Source organism: Companilactobacillus kedongensis (assembly GCF_003946625.1).
In the GTDB taxonomy this organism is placed as follows: Bacteria; Bacillota; Bacilli; order Lactobacillales; family Lactobacillaceae; genus Companilactobacillus; species Companilactobacillus kedongensis.
In genome coordinates this window covers 38,953-53,836 of the sequence record NZ_RHOR01000010.1, presented here as the reverse complement: position 1 = coordinate 53,836, position 14,884 = coordinate 38,953, and the positions used below count along the sequence as shown (strand labels likewise).

Annotated in this window: 11 protein-coding genes; 9 read left to right on the top strand and 2 right to left on the bottom strand. The window is 35.6% G+C overall.

The window, feature by feature from the left end; genetic code table 11:
- The first annotated feature begins 17 nt into the window (after window positions 1–17).
- The 6 genes from EKM60_RS07150 to EKM60_RS07125 all read left to right on the top strand — a co-directional run bounded on the left by EKM60_RS07150 (window position 18) and on the right by EKM60_RS07125 (window position 8,204).
- Entirely contained in the window at window positions 18–2,309 is a 2,292-nt protein-coding gene (locus EKM60_RS07150) for an L-type lectin family protein (protein WP_125713917.1), read from the top strand.
- A 217-nt stretch (window positions 2,310–2,526) separates the two neighbouring features.
- A complete protein-coding gene (locus EKM60_RS07145) occupies window positions 2,527–4,803 on the top strand; it encodes an L-type lectin family protein (RefSeq protein ID WP_125713915.1) in 2,277 nt (758 codons plus the stop codon).
- Window positions 4,804–4,849: 46 nt separating this feature from the next.
- Window positions 4,850–5,029 (top strand): hypothetical protein, encoded by a 180-nt coding sequence (locus EKM60_RS07140; protein ID WP_125713913.1) that lies wholly within the window; start codon window positions 4,850–4,852, stop codon window positions 5,027–5,029.
- A gap of 203 nt (window positions 5,030–5,232) precedes the next feature.
- Complete coding sequence (locus EKM60_RS07135) at window positions 5,233–6,249, top strand: DUF916 and DUF3324 domain-containing protein (RefSeq protein ID WP_164508356.1); 1,017 nt, start codon at window positions 5,233–5,235, stop codon at window positions 6,247–6,249.
- Window positions 6,250–6,438: 189 nt separating this feature from the next.
- Complete coding sequence (locus EKM60_RS07130) at window positions 6,439–7,056, top strand: WxL domain-containing protein (RefSeq protein WP_125713910.1); 618 nt, start codon at window positions 6,439–6,441, stop codon at window positions 7,054–7,056.
- A 290-nt stretch (window positions 7,057–7,346) separates the two neighbouring features.
- On the top strand, window positions 7,347–8,204 hold the full coding sequence (locus EKM60_RS07125) for an SDR family oxidoreductase (RefSeq protein ID WP_125713908.1): 858 nt from the start codon (window positions 7,347–7,349) through the stop codon (window positions 8,202–8,204).
- A 186-nt stretch (window positions 8,205–8,390) separates the two neighbouring features.
- Here EKM60_RS07125 and EKM60_RS07120 read toward each other — a convergent pair whose 3' ends face one another.
- Both EKM60_RS07120 and EKM60_RS07115 read right to left on the bottom strand, forming a co-directional pair.
- Window positions 8,391–10,922: an ATP-binding cassette domain-containing protein gene (locus tag EKM60_RS07120; RefSeq protein WP_125713906.1), complete on the bottom strand. Its 2,532-nt coding sequence runs from the start codon at window positions 10,920–10,922 to the stop codon at window positions 8,391–8,393.
- 552 nt (window positions 10,923–11,474) lie between these two features.
- Entirely contained in the window at window positions 11,475–11,915 is a 441-nt protein-coding gene (locus EKM60_RS07115) for an Rrf2 family transcriptional regulator (RefSeq protein WP_125713904.1), read from the bottom strand.
- A gap of 169 nt (window positions 11,916–12,084) precedes the next feature.
- Here EKM60_RS07115 and EKM60_RS07110 point away from each other — a divergent pair, with 169 nt between their 5' ends.
- The 3 genes from EKM60_RS07110 to EKM60_RS07100 are packed head-to-tail and all read left to right on the top strand — an operon-like array spanning window position 12,085 to window position 14,743.
- Window positions 12,085–13,023, top strand: coding sequence for an ABC transporter ATP-binding protein (locus EKM60_RS07110; RefSeq protein ID WP_125713902.1), 939 nt, complete (start codon window positions 12,085–12,087; stop codon window positions 13,021–13,023).
- Complete coding sequence (locus EKM60_RS07105; protein WP_125713900.1) at window positions 13,016–14,542, top strand: ABC transporter permease/substrate-binding protein; 1,527 nt, start codon at window positions 13,016–13,018, stop codon at window positions 14,540–14,542. The genes EKM60_RS07110 and EKM60_RS07105 overlap by 8 nt, the downstream gene beginning before the upstream one ends.
- A gap of 45 nt (window positions 14,543–14,587) precedes the next feature.
- Complete coding sequence (locus tag EKM60_RS07100) at window positions 14,588–14,743, top strand: zinc-binding dehydrogenase (RefSeq protein WP_125713898.1); 156 nt, start codon at window positions 14,588–14,590, stop codon at window positions 14,741–14,743.
- Window positions 14,744–14,884 lie beyond the last annotated feature (141 nt).

The following is a 14,884-nucleotide window of genomic DNA, read 5'->3' as shown; positions in this document are numbered from 1 at the left end:
TAAATGAGGGATGTTTTATGAGGAAAAACACTACACTGAGGTATATTTGGGTTATCTCGGCGATTGTTTTATTTGGGGTATTTTTTGAAAGTAATCAGAGCCTAAAAACAGTAATTGCTGATACAGATTATCCTGTTTCTAATGCTCCGGCTGGGTTGAAGTTTTCAGATTATTTTAAAAATGGTACGGTTCCAACTAATAATGCCAGTATTATTTCATCAAATGATGGTAATACCGGTATTGTTCAATTAACAAAAAGAGCTCAAAATCAGCAAAGTTATGTTTGGTCAAATCCTGATAGTATGAACTATTTTAACCTTAAAGCAAAACAGACACTGTCAATGTGGATTTATCTAGATAACAGAGCAAACCCTGGTGATGGGATGGCTTTTGTATTACAGAATTCTGGGTTTGATGCTGCTGCCAAGTTATCTAACGGTGAAACAGCCAAGGGACAAACGATGGGTGTCTGGGGATCAGATGATAGTTATAAGAGCAGTACTACTTCAGATGATGTAGCTGCGAAGGCCATTCAAAATAGTTGGGCTCTTGAATTTGATACATTTGAAAACAATAATAATTCTGGTGCAAGTATGTTTGATAATGGGATAGCAACGGATGCCAATTATAAAAATTACAATACTAGTTTTGATGGGCAGCTTGGAATAAATTCAATTTATTCTCATATTGCTTATAACTATCCTGGTGAGGCTACCACCTACATGCAGCATAGTGATAAGACCGCAAATGATGGCAACAGCTATTATCCGAATCCTGTACAAACATACTGGTATTCAATGGCTCATAAGGGATTAAAGTCGACATCTAATAATAAGGGACTTAGTTTAAGTGATGGTATGTGGCATCATGTGGTTATATCTTATCAACCACCAGTAGAGGGTAGTAATAAAGGTCACTTATCTTATACTTTTGACGATAAGATCAAGACTGCCGATCTCTTTGCACCTAAAAAACAGCAACCAGTTTCGGATTCAAATATAGAGATTAATACTGATAATTTTTACAAAAATTCAACACAACAATTTGGTAGAGACACAGGTAAGATCCTCTGGGGATTTACTGGTACAACCGGTGCATCATATGCCAGAAATATGGTAATCTTTGAATCAATCCCATCTCTAGTTGAAGGTACTGTCAGTTCTAATATTTATGATGATTCACAGGCTGGTAAAGAGCTTACTTCAACTGATGATAAAGTTTATAACGGCGATAATATGCGCTTTGTCTACAATTTGAAACGTGATAGTGGTGAGCTAGATTGGAAGGACATTAATGCAGTGATAAATTTGCCAGATAATATGGATTATACTGGTGGTACGATTGCATACAGTGATGGAACTATCGATAATATTTCTGCAAGTGATTTGTCCAGTGGGACCTTTACTAGAACATTAAAAAATCTATTAAAATCAGGTGATCCTAACAGTGCGACAGTCACTATTAATGGTGTAACAAATGCAACGAAACCGACTGCTGATACTAATGTTGCAGCGACAACAGCCAGTTTTAACGGATCTGATTTGCTCAAAAATGTTGATCTTCAGGGATTCACTATTAAGGCAACGACTATGAAACTAGTTCCGGACTCAACAAATTTGGACCTTGGTTCCAAGGAAAGTGTCGATGCAATGGCGACGGCTTCATATATTGATCCAAGTGTAGTTATGAATAATTCAAAAGTTACTGTACACTATAAGCTCAATGATGGTACTGAAAAAACACAAGCATTGGCTAGCGGATCTAACGGTAAGATTTCAATCAATGTTGTTAAAGCAGATTTGAATGATGGTGATAATAAACTTACTGCTTATGTAACCGACTCTGATGGTAATCGTTCCAATTCAGTTACATACTCGATAAATAAACCAACGATTGCACCCATTCTGATTGATGCTGATAGCAATATGTCATTTAGGACCGTCCACTCGAATGGTAAAGATCAGATGGTTAAGCGCAATGGCAGTTGGAAGATAAATGTGGTCGATAATACTGATCCTTCTGATTGGAAACTGACCGCTTCTGCAGTGCAAGATCCAAGTAGTGATACTTTTGATGGTGATTTATTGTATGTTGATAATACTGGGGTTACTCAATCGGTATTGAATGGATCAATTGTTCAAATAGCCGATAAGTCAACTTTCCCATCCAATTTTGTTAGCGATGGAAAAACTTATCAGGTAGCAAATACCTGGGATAACGACGACGGAATACTTTTAAAAGCAAATTCAACGGCTAAAAAGGGTAACTACAAATACGATGTGACATGGAATCTAACAGATTCTCTATAAAAATTAAGACTTTCGATAACTGAACTTTTTCAGTATTGAAAGTCTTTTTTTATCTATAAATTTTTAAATGGTTTTGATATATAAAATTTAATCAAAATTTGTAATGAAAAATTACGTATTTTGAGTTTTAATTATTACGTAAAGCGTGTAATATATATTTTGTAAAGAGAAAAGTTTTATATTTAGAAATGATTTGATTATATAAGTGAGGGATTATATGACCATAAATAAAATTATAAAGGGAATTACTGTATTTTTGTTCGTATTCTTATCCGGATTCATTTTATCTTATGATCAGATCAATACACTGGATGTGAAGGCGGCAGATATACCTGTTGATAATGCACCAAAAGGTTTGAATTTTGATGATTATTTTACTAGGGGAACATTTAAGGGTAATGGAGCCAATACTAATTTTAAAAATGGTGACACTAGTATCATCCAAGTTACACCTAAAGAAGGTATGTCAATTGGTGGTGTCTGGTCTAATGACAAGGCAAATAACTACATTAATCTAAACGTTAAGCAGACTTTATCAATGTGGATGTATTTTGGATATGAAAGTGATCCGGCTGATGGATTGGCATTCGTTCTACAGAATTCTGGATATGGTGCTATATCTATGGATGGAGCTTTACCTGCAAAAGGACAAACTATGGGAGTTTGGGGGATAGATAAAGATCCCTTTAGTGGGTCAGGGCAAACTTTAGCAGATAAGGCAATTCAGAATAGCTGGGCTATGGAATTTGATACTCATATGAATCCTAATAGAAATCATTCTAGTCTTTTTAGTAATGGTGGTTGGAGTGGTAGTCTTACTGGGGTAAATAACGGCTTTGATGGAGGATTCTCAACGGAGGCAACGTCACATATTGGGGATAATTATCCTGGTGAGGCCAGTTCGTACGTTGGTTTACCCGCTTCTATTTATCAAATACCTAATCAGGGAACAATGAAAACGGTATATATATATCAATTACTGCATAGAAATTTAAAGACTCAAAGTTCTAAGGGAGACCTTAGATTAAGTAATGGTCTCTGGCATCACTTGGTAATAACGTGGACTCCGGCAGATCCTGGAAGTACGGTTGGTCACTTAACATATGAATTGGATGGTAAAATTCATACGGGTGAAGTAACTGCGGGTAATAATTCCCAACCTGTTAAAGTAGCTGATATACCAATTGATACAAGTAATTTTTATAAAAACCCTACGCAACAATTTTCTCAAAATGAAGGGAAAGTTCTTTGGGGATTCACTGGTAGTACCGGTGATCAATATGCCAGAAATATGGTTGTTTTTGAGTCGATTCCATCTATCGTTGAAGGTACAGTTGGAACGCATATTTATAATATTTCTCAAGGTGGTAAGGAACTAACTTCGACTGATAAAAGTGTTTATAATCATGATCAATTACATTTTGTCTATAATGTTAAACGTGATAGTGGTGCGATGGATTGGCAAAATATTCTAGCTTCGATAAATTTGCCAGATAATATGATCTATATAAATGGAACGATTATATATAGTGATGGTACTAGTGAGAATATAACTAGTAATGAACTTAGAGTTTCTCCACTTAAACGGACATTAAAAAATCTTCTGAAAGACAAAGACCCTAATAGCGCAACGATTACATTAAACGGAGTGGCCAATTCTCTAAACCCTAAAGTAGATACTGATGTCGCTGCTACAGATGTTGCTTTTACTGGAGACAATTTGATTAAGTACACACAACTACAAGATTTTGTCATAAAGAGAGCAGGTATGTTGTTGGATGGGGGAAACCTGAATCTTGATATTGGGGATGCTGCATCGGTCGATGCCACGGGTAAAATTTGGTACGATGATACTAGTATAAATGTGGTCAACTCAGATTTAACGGTTCACTATTCACTTAATGGTAATAATGAAGTTACTACTGGTATGGGGTCCGACACTAATGCTGTTATGAAGTTAACCATACCTAGAACTAGTTTAAATGATGGTAAAAATACATTGATGGTGTATGTAACTGATAAAAGTGGAAATCGAACTAACTATGTTACCTATACAATTACCAAACCGACTTCAGCACCGATATTGATAGACGCTGATAAGCTTATGTACTTTAGAACAGTGAGATCTAATGGTAAGAATCAGACGGTTCCGCGCCAAGGTAATTGGAAGTTGGATATTGTTGATAATGCGGTTGATACTTCTAAATGGATCTTAACAGCTACCGCTAAACAACCCGATACAAGTGCTAAATTTGATGGAGATCTAGTGTATGTTGACGATGCCGGCATATCAAAATCCATTTTGAATGGATCTATTATAGAAATTGCTAATAAGAGTACTTTTCCCAGCAATAATATTATAGACGGTTCTACTTTTCAGGTTGCCAATACGTGGACTGAAAATGATGGCATTCTCTTGAAGGCAAATTCTACCGCTAAGGCTGGAAATTATGAGTATACAATTACCTGGGGCTTAACGGACTCAGTTCGCTAAAATATGTGTTATATTGATAAGCAGATTTAGATTCGAGGTAATAATTATGGATGAGAATACAAAATGGTTATTAAAACAAATTGATGAATTATCTGCTAGACAAAATGATTATGAAAAAAGGGCTTTACTGTTAGCTTTAAAGAAAGTTGTCAGTGAGCAACAAATTAGAATTGAACAGGCTCAAGGTGAGTTAGATGGCAGACTTTGGGATCACGATAATTGGTAAAATAAAATAAGCTGATTAATTGTATTAACGTTAATAAGTTCATATAATCGGTTTTGAAAAACATGATAATAATCATTGCTTTTTATCGAAACCGGAATTTAGCTTTAAAAATTATTTAAGGATAAGATTGAGAGATAAAAGGCAATTCTAATTAGAGTTGCCTTTTTGTGTGGGAATTGATGGTTTCACAGGAGATAGTAAATATGAAGAAACTATCAATAATGTTTTTTTTTTTGATTTTGCTAGTGGCAAGTTTCTTTACAACGGATCTAACTACGGCACAAGCGGCTAATTTAAGTTATACCGTTTCTGCGGATCATCCGGATAACCAGATAGATTCAAATATTAGTTATTACGATTTAAAAGTAAAACCAGGTGATAGTCAGAAATTAACTTTTCATATTAATAACAGTGACAGTAAAGAACATAAGTATTTGATTTCGATCAATCGTGCCAGTACCAATATTAACGGTGTTGTAGATTATAGTAAGCATGGATCAGAACCTGATCCATCCGTTAAGGCAGATATTGAAAAGATGGTTCCGGAACCTAAGACAGTTACAGTTCCTGCTGATACTAATAAAGCTGAATCCTTTGAATTGAAAGTTCCAAAAAAAGAATTTGACGGAATAGTTTTAGGCGGTGTTCAGATTAAATTATTGGATTCTGCTCAAAATGCAACTAATAAAAAAGGTGTAACGATCAATAATCAATATGCCTATGTGATTGGTTTACAATTACGGGAAAATTCTGAAAAAATCAAACCTAATATTAATTTGAATTACGCTAAAACAAAACAGTTCAACTATCAGAACTATATCGTTGCTAATCTCCAAAATGATCAACCAATGCTTATTAATAAGATAAAAGCAGATGCTAAGGTTACTAAAGAGGGCAGCGGTACAACAGTTTATAGACTTGAAAAAGACGGCTTAGATATGGCACCTAACAGTAATTTTGACCTTCCAGTAAGTACAAATAATGCTCCATTGAAATCTGGAAATTATACTTTACATCTGAAGTTGTCAACTAGTGATAAGACTTGGAGTTTCACTAAGAACTTCACAATTACCACAACTAAAGCAAAGCAGATGAACAAGACTGCAGTTGGTGAAACAAATACTAAAGAAAATTGGCCAATGCTCGCAGTAGTTGCTTTCTTGATCCTAATTATCGCAGCACTTTTGGCAATTATCATTAAGAGTAAAAATAAGAAATAATATTAAATAACCCAACAAAATTTATATTTTGTTAGGTTATTTATTTATGTGCTGTTATTTTGATTACTGGGCTAAAAAGATGTATATATTAGGGCGGATAAGGGATTACTTATCCGAGATAAATCATGAACTAACGAGGGGAGCTCATGGGAAAGTTTCTTTTATGTAAGAAGATAGAGGAAAATAGTCATGATTAAATTTGTAAAAGGTTTCGCAGCTTTAGGTGCTTTAGCATTAGCTTTACCGGCTGGATTGATTACGGCTAAGGCCGCAACGACAGATACAACGGTAACGGCAACAACGCCAACTTCTCCAAGTCCATTAACCAAATCCACTGATGTTGGATTGCAACAAACTGGTTCTTTAACTTTGGATAGTGCTCCAGATATTTCATTTGGTACACAACCATTGTCTGTTGGCAAAACAACTTATACATCAAGTGCTTTTGATAGCACATTGCACGTTACAAACCCTGGCTTCCCAAGCGGTTGGTCAGTAAGTGTAGCTGGTTCAGGATTCGCAGATGCAACAAGTAAGGCTCCTTTAAAGGGTGCAACATTATCACTTGAAGCACCAACGATTGCTGCTGATGATAGTACTAACCAATCAACACCACCTACAACGGTAAGTCCCGTTACAGTTTCTAGCGCTGCATCAACACTTGTAAACGCTACGGCTGGTGAAGGTATTGGTGCATATACTGGTACATTTACAGCTGGAGATGCTTCATTATACGTTCCAGCCGGCAATATTGGCGGTAGTTATACTTCAACATTGACATGGTCATTGTTAGACGCTCCTGCTTAAACTTAAAAAATGAATAGTAATATAATTTGGAGATCGCTCTATTTTTCAAGGTAGAGCGATTTTTGTTTACTGTAACTTAAATACTGGTTGACCAATATGGTGAATTATTTAATAATTCCTAGAAGCAAATATTATTTTATTACATTTTTCATGGCATAAATACAGTTTCTAAATACTAGTTTAACAGTAAAATAATGTCCTAAATGAATAAGTAGTATTCTATTGACATGTTTGCAACCGCTTTATTTATGAAGTATGATACCTTTATCAAATGAAAAGGGGGATTGAAAATGAAGTATTTGGTTACAGGGGCAACTGGACATCTTGGTTCTAAAATTTTGGCAGAGATTAGAAAATTGATTCCCGACAAAGAGATTGTTGCTGGTGTCCACACAATTTCTAAGGCTAATGATTTGAAACGTCATGGTTTAGAAGTGGTTAAAGTGGATTATTTTGACAGAGATTCATTGGTAAACGCTTTAAAAGGGATCGATGTTTTCATTTATGTTCCTAGTAAAAGCCATGACAGTTTCACACGAATAACTGAACTAGAGTACGTTATCGATGCCGCAAAAAAGTCACACGTTGGGCATATTTTAGCAATGGGGTTCATAGCAGATCAAGTTGATGATCCATTTGCCTTATCAGCGTTTTATGGATATTTACCGAGACGATTAGCTGAATCTGGTGTGCCATACACGATTATTCGTAATTCTTTGTACGCTGATCCGTTAGTTCCTTATTTACCAGAATTGATTGAGCGAAAAAATGTTATTTATCCAATGGGTGATAAAGCTTTATCATTTATTAGTTTAGAAGATAGTGCCAAAGCTTTTGCTAAAGTGGCTGTTACAAGACGATTACGCCAAAATGGTAAAATCTATACGCTAACGCAAGAAAGAAATTATACTATGCCAGAGTTAGCTGAAGTGTTGACCAAAGTTACAGGTCATGAGATTGGGTATAAACCAGTTAGTTTAGATGAATTTGGTTCACTCTATGATGAAAATGGTGAAGGTCATATGTTGAGCTCAATGTATGATGCTGGTTCTCGTGGGATGCTGCAAGAGTTATCTAATGACTATAAGACAATTATGGATCATGAAGCCACGCCGTTAATTGAATTTTTAAAGAGTAGATTATCATAAACCGGTTTTCCAAGTCTTAAAAGATAACTGTGATATAACTATTCTTGTCTTAAATATGTAGCATAAACGTATAATAAAATATAGCTTTTTACGTTCAAAATAAATGGCTCCAGTAATCCAAAGTTGGATTACTGGAGCCATTTGCCTTAATGTTTTAAAGTTGACCATGTTTTGGCGAACTTTCTTTTAGTATAAATTAAATTCTTGCAAGTGTTTCTTGAGATATTTACCAGTGATACTATTGCTGGCACAAATTTCTCTAGGGCTTCCAGATGCAACGATATGGCCACCGTTAATGCCACCTTCTGGACCTAGATCATTGATGTAATCACCGTTAGCGATGATATCAAGATCATGTTCAATGACAATAACTGTTGCGTGATTGTCGATCAGTTTGTTTAAGACTCCAATTAGGACAGAAACGTCTTTGGGGTGTAGTCCGACACTAGGTTCATCAAAAATGAATAGTTGATTTTTCTGACTTCGTTTCATATAAGTGACTAATTTCAATCTTTGAGCTTCACCACCAGAAAGGGTGGGTGTACTTTCACCAAGTTCCAGATAACTTAATCCAATTTCTGAAAGTGTCTGAATAACCGACTCGATATTTGATTCTTCTTTGAAGAATTCAGCCGCCTCAGTAACAGACATATCTAAAATTTCAGCAATGTTTTTACCGTGCCAAGTAATATCGAGGATTTCTTTTTTAAAACGATCACCATGACATACGGGGCAAGTTTCAACCATATCAGGCAAATATTGAATGTCCAAGGTAATGACACCAGTACCGCCACAATTTGGACAAGCGCCTTGCTTATTGTTGTATGAGAAGTAACTGGCAGTATAATGCTTCTCTTGGGCTTGATCGGTCGTCGCAAAAAGTTTTCTGACTTTGTCTAAAATTTTGGTGTAAGTGGCTACTGTTGAACGAACATTTTTGCCGATCGGAGTTGAATCAACAGTGATGACGCTTTTAATACCACCATTATCAAGTGATTTAACATAATTTGGTAAAGATTCATTAGATGCTTGATCCAGAAGAGAAGGAATCAGACTGTCAAAGACTAGGGTAGTCTTACCAGAACCTGACATTCCAGAAACAACATTTAGTGATTCCTTACTGAATTTGGCTTTCATATTATGAATGTTGAAGCGATCCCCAACTTCAATACTTAATTCACCCTTTTCAAATGGTTTAACTTGATGGTGCTTGATGATGTCTGCTTCACCAGTCAAGTAAGGCTTGATGACTGAATTATTGTTGGTCTTTATTTCGTCAACACTGCCTTTAGAAATAACCTGTCCACCATTTTCACCAGAAGAAGGGCCAATTTCGATGACGTAGTCAGCTGCAGCAATGATACTGGTATCGTGATCAACAACGATCAATGAATTTCCTAAACGAACTAGTTCACGTAAGATCTTGATCAAACCAGTTACATTTGCCGGATGCAGTCCAACACTAGGCTCATCCAAAACATAGAGCACACCAGTCATCTGATTGAGAATTGTTCTTGCCAATTGAATTCGTTGCAATTCGCCAGTGGATAAAGTATTTCCAGCACGCATGATAGTTAAGTAATTCAAACCTAGATCGTCGATCGGTTGTAATAATTCCAATAATTCATTGGTTAGATTTTTACCCAATTTTTTCATTTCGTCAGGTAACCAATCCATGATTTTTTGGCAAAAGTCTTGTAGTTGGTCGATACTCAATTGACAGACTTGAGCAATATTTTTTCCGACTAATTCGTTATTAAATAACTTAGGATCAAAACGACTACCTAAACAATTTGGACATTCCTTAATGGAATAAAATCTACTTAAACGATTTAAAGTATTCTCATTTTTAGCGCTGGCAAGGCTGTGCTTAACAGCATCGTAGGCGTTTTCGTAGAGAGCATTTAGTTTAAAAGTTTTACCAGTCGAAGTAGGGACAATAACTTCACGTTTGACACCTTTGCCATTGATGACGATATCTTTTTCTTTTTCGGTTAATTCTGAAAAAGGAACATCGATTCTGACACCCAATTGTTCGACTAATTCAACTTGTAAAGAGCGTCCCGGTAAACGCCATGAACTGATAGCTCCGTCTTTGATCGATAAACTCTTATCAGGGATGATCTTATCGAGTTCGATACTCTTCAAAAATCCTGTTCCCTGACAAGTTGGGCAGGCACCAGTTGAGTTAAAAGCAAAATCTTCGGCACCAAAGGCCATAAATTTGGTCTGACAGACAGGGCAAGTGATCATTCCCATTTCATCATCATTGCCAGGAAGATCCATAGCTTGAGAAATCTTTAGAGTGGGGTCGATTCTGTGTCCATTGGGGCAGACAACTGAAGCTAGTCTTGAAAACATCAATCTTAAAATATTGAGACTTTCAGTCATTGTACCGACAGTTGAGCGGACACCCGGGACAGTCGGACGTTGTCTTAAAGCAATCGTTGAAGGCAGATTTTTGATGTTTTCGACATTTGATCGTCCCATTTGTGTGATACGACGTCTTGTATATGTCGATAATGCGTTAAGATACTTTCTAGCGCCCTCAGAATAGATCGTATCCATAGCTAAGGATGATTTACCAGAACCGGAGACACCAGTTATGGCAACAAAAGAATTCAGAGGAATATTGACGTCAAGGTCTTTCAAGTTGTTAGCTTTAGCACCTCTGACTTCAATATCGTCTGGAATATAGTTTTTATGTCTTATTTCCATGTTTTCCCCCTCAAAATTGATACTTTTAATTATAGAACAAAGTTAGTGCTTAAAAAAATCTCAACACTTGGTTAGTGGGACGGCCTCCAGAAATAATAATATTTACCTGCTATGCGGACCGACCAGAGCCGAGGTCTCTGGTCTAGATTCAAAGCCTTGTGAAGTTCGACAAGTCTTTAAATACTCCCGGTGGAGTAAATGGCTTGCGCCATAACTCCACATTCATAGCTGGTAAATATTATTATTTCTTCCGACTGATTTGGTGTCTCTATAATGGTTGATAAGGAAATATAAGTTTTACTGCAAGGTTAGGTAATTAAATAGTTTTGTACTGATTTTTTCTTATTTAAAAGGATTATGTAAATTCAAAAAATATTTATTTACCATTTTGATGTTGAATTATTTCCATAATAAAACCCTTAAATTTGAATGTTATATCCAAAGTTAAGGGTTTATTTGTACTATTCTATATATCTTAAATCAAATACTAATCAAGTCGGGACGTTCCGCATAGCAGGAGATTATTCTCAGTCCTGGAGACTGCATACAAAACTACTTCTGACTATCTTTATATTTTTGCTTAACCAAAATAGTTTCGATCACATCTTTTAAAGTAGTTTCGTTGAGTTTTCGTTGAGCAGATATTTTAGCCTGTTCATAGTAATCACCCAAAACTTCTTGAATATTACCACCGACAATGCAATCAGGATTAGTTTTTTTATCCAATTCAAATAACGGTTTATTACCTTCTGTAGCAAAATAAACATCTAAAAGAGTTATCTGAGAAGGATCTTTAGCAAGTTTAGGTTCAGCTGATCCTTGTTTGGTGTCAAGCAATCCAGCTTCTCTGAGATTTCCCATCAATCGACGAACTACAACCGCAGATGTTTCTATGCTACTGGCGATGACTTCACTGGATACTTTAATGTCTTTATATATCTCAATGAACGCTAAAATATGGATCGAATCACTGAAACGTGTAGAAATTCTCATTCTATCACCTCCAAAGCTTCATGTAACTTCATTACTAACAACTAGTAGCATAAGGATTTATTGATGAATCGTCAATTATTTTAGCCTCAATGCGAATTATTTGACTAAAAATATAAAAAAGTTATATGATTCGTGTAACTTATTGAGTTACATAAATGAGGGGTTATTCATGATTGAATTCAAGAATGTTTACAAAAAATATCAGGGTAATCAAGCAATTTCTGATTTGAACTTAACAATCAATGATGGAGATTTTTTTGTTTTGGTTGGCCCCAGTGGTAGTGGAAAAACAACTACCCTAAAGATGATCAATCGACTTATCAAACAAACATCTGGAGAGATTTTGATCGATGGTAAGGATATTGATAGTTTGGACTTACAAGAAATGCGTCTAAATATGGGATATGTATTGCAGAATATTGCGTTATTTCCCAATATGACAATTGAAGAAAATATCACTATTCAGCCAGAATCACTCAAATGGTCAAAAGATGTACGTCATAAAGTAGCGATGGATCTTTTAGAAAAAGTTGGTTTAGCACCAGAATATGCACAAAGATTCCCTAGAGAGCTATCTGGCGGTGAACAGCAGCGAGTTGGTATTATTCGTGCGCTTTCATCTAATCCTAAAGTTGTTTTGATGGATGAGCCATTTAGTGCGTTAGACCCAATTTCTCGTAATCAATTACAAGAATTAGTTTTGAAATTACACAAGGAAATGAAAATGACTTTTATTTTTGTAACTCATGACATGAATGAGGCTTTGAGATTAGGGAATACGATTGCCATCATGCGTTTAGGACACCTAGAACAGGTTGGAACACGTGATGAGATAATTCATAATCCGAAAAATAATTTTGTGGATGGATTCTTTAAGAACCAACATAATGATGATAAAAAAATCAAGTTGATCATCGACAGTCAAAATTGTCAAGGAGTAGACAAACAAGATGCCGATTTAAGTGAAGAAGATAATGTTTCTGATTTGGCTCGAGTTTTGGAGAATAAGAAATTTGCATTGATCGAAAGTTCAGATGAAAAAGTTTGGAAGCTAACTACTCAAAATCTCTTAAGTTATCTAGCAAGGGATGGTGAGAGTAATGAATAGTATTATTCACATTTTACAAACTCAAGGTAACGATATTTTAAGTTCTATTGGTCAACACATTACTATTTCTTTGGTATCACTATTAATTGCAGCGGTTATTGCCATTCCTTTAGCGATTATTTTAATGAATCACAAACGTGCTGCTGAAGTTATCTTGCAGATCACCAGTGTTTTGCAGACAATTCCCAGTTTGGCATTGTTGGGTATTTTGATCCCGATAGTTGGTATCGGGACTGTCCCATCTGTTATTGCTTTAGTTCTATATGCGGTAATGCCGATTTTCCAAAATACTTATTCAGGATTGACCACGATCGATCCTAATTTAGAAGAGGCTGCCGAAGCCTTTGGATTATCTCGAACAAAGAAATTAGTTAAAATTGAAATTCCTTTAGCCATGCCGATGATAATTTCAGGGTTAAGGATTGCTATGGTTATGATCATTGGTACTGCGACTCTTGCTGCCTTGATCGGTGCAGGTGGCCTTGGTACGTATATTCTGTTAGGTATTGAAACGAATAATAATGCCTTATTGATCATTGGTGCGGTCTTCTCAGCCGTTTTAGCATTGATTTTCAGTGCAGCTATTAAAGGTATTTCAAAATTATCACTACGGAAAATTGGAATTATCTTTACTGCGGTAGTCGTTTTGATGGGTGGATATTTTGGGTATCGGACAGTTGCCCAACCAAAGGTTTCAATTACTATTGCCGGTAAAATGGGTAGTGAACCAGAGATTTTGATCAATATGTATAAAGACTTAATTGAAAATGATCATCCAAATATGAAAGTTTCTACTAAGCCTAATTTTGGTGGTACATCGTTCTTATTTAAAGCATTAAAATCAGGCTCAATCGATATTTACCCCGAGTTTACAGGAACAGTTTTGGAGTCCTTAGTTAAAACCAATAAGAGTGCCAGCCACGATCCTAAGGCGACATATCAATTAGCCAAAAAACTGTTAAAAGAACAAGAAGATTTGGATTACTTAAAACCAATGAAGTACGAGAATGGTTATGCTTTAGTAGTAAAGAAGAGCTTTGCTAAAAAGTATAATTTAAAGACTGTTTCCGATTTAGTAGGTGTTGAAGGTAAGATACATGCTGGATTTGATCCCGATTTTTATCAGTTAAAAGATGGATATCCCGGTATTAGCAAGGCCTATAACTTAGAATTTGCTAGTGCTAAGACAATGGAATCTTCAATTCGATATAAGGCGATTGCTAATGGCAAGGTCAATCTAGTTGATGGTTACACGACTGATCCCCAGATCAAGGAATATAATTTAGTAGCGCTGAAAGACAATAAAGAATTTTTCCCACCATATCAAGGTGCTCCGCTGGTTTCCGAAAAGTTGATCACTAAGTACCCAGAACTAAAGACAACTTTGAGTAAGCTAGCTGGTAAAATTAGTGAAGAAGATATGCAAAAGATGAATTATCAAGTAGCCGTTAAACATGAAAAAGCCTCTAAAGTGGCACATGATTATCTGGTCAAACATAATTTGCTAAAAGGTGATTAATATGAAAGCAGTTGTTGTTATTTAACCTCATTTTATTCTGGACAAATAGACAAACAATTATTGCAAAATCTGCTTGATCTTATTGAATCTAGACACGTTGATGTTGCACCAACAAAAGTCTTTAAACTTAGTGAAGTACAACAGGCACATGAGTTTTTGGAAAGTAAAGATAGTTTTGGAAAAGCTGTTGTCATAGTTTAATAAAAAAAACACTCTCAAAAAATGAGAGTGTTTTTTTGCTCTAGACCAATGTATCGAAAAATGAAATGATAAACGAAATGATTCGTGATAACATTTAAATAAGTTATAGGTACTATAACTATATTATTATATTGAAATATA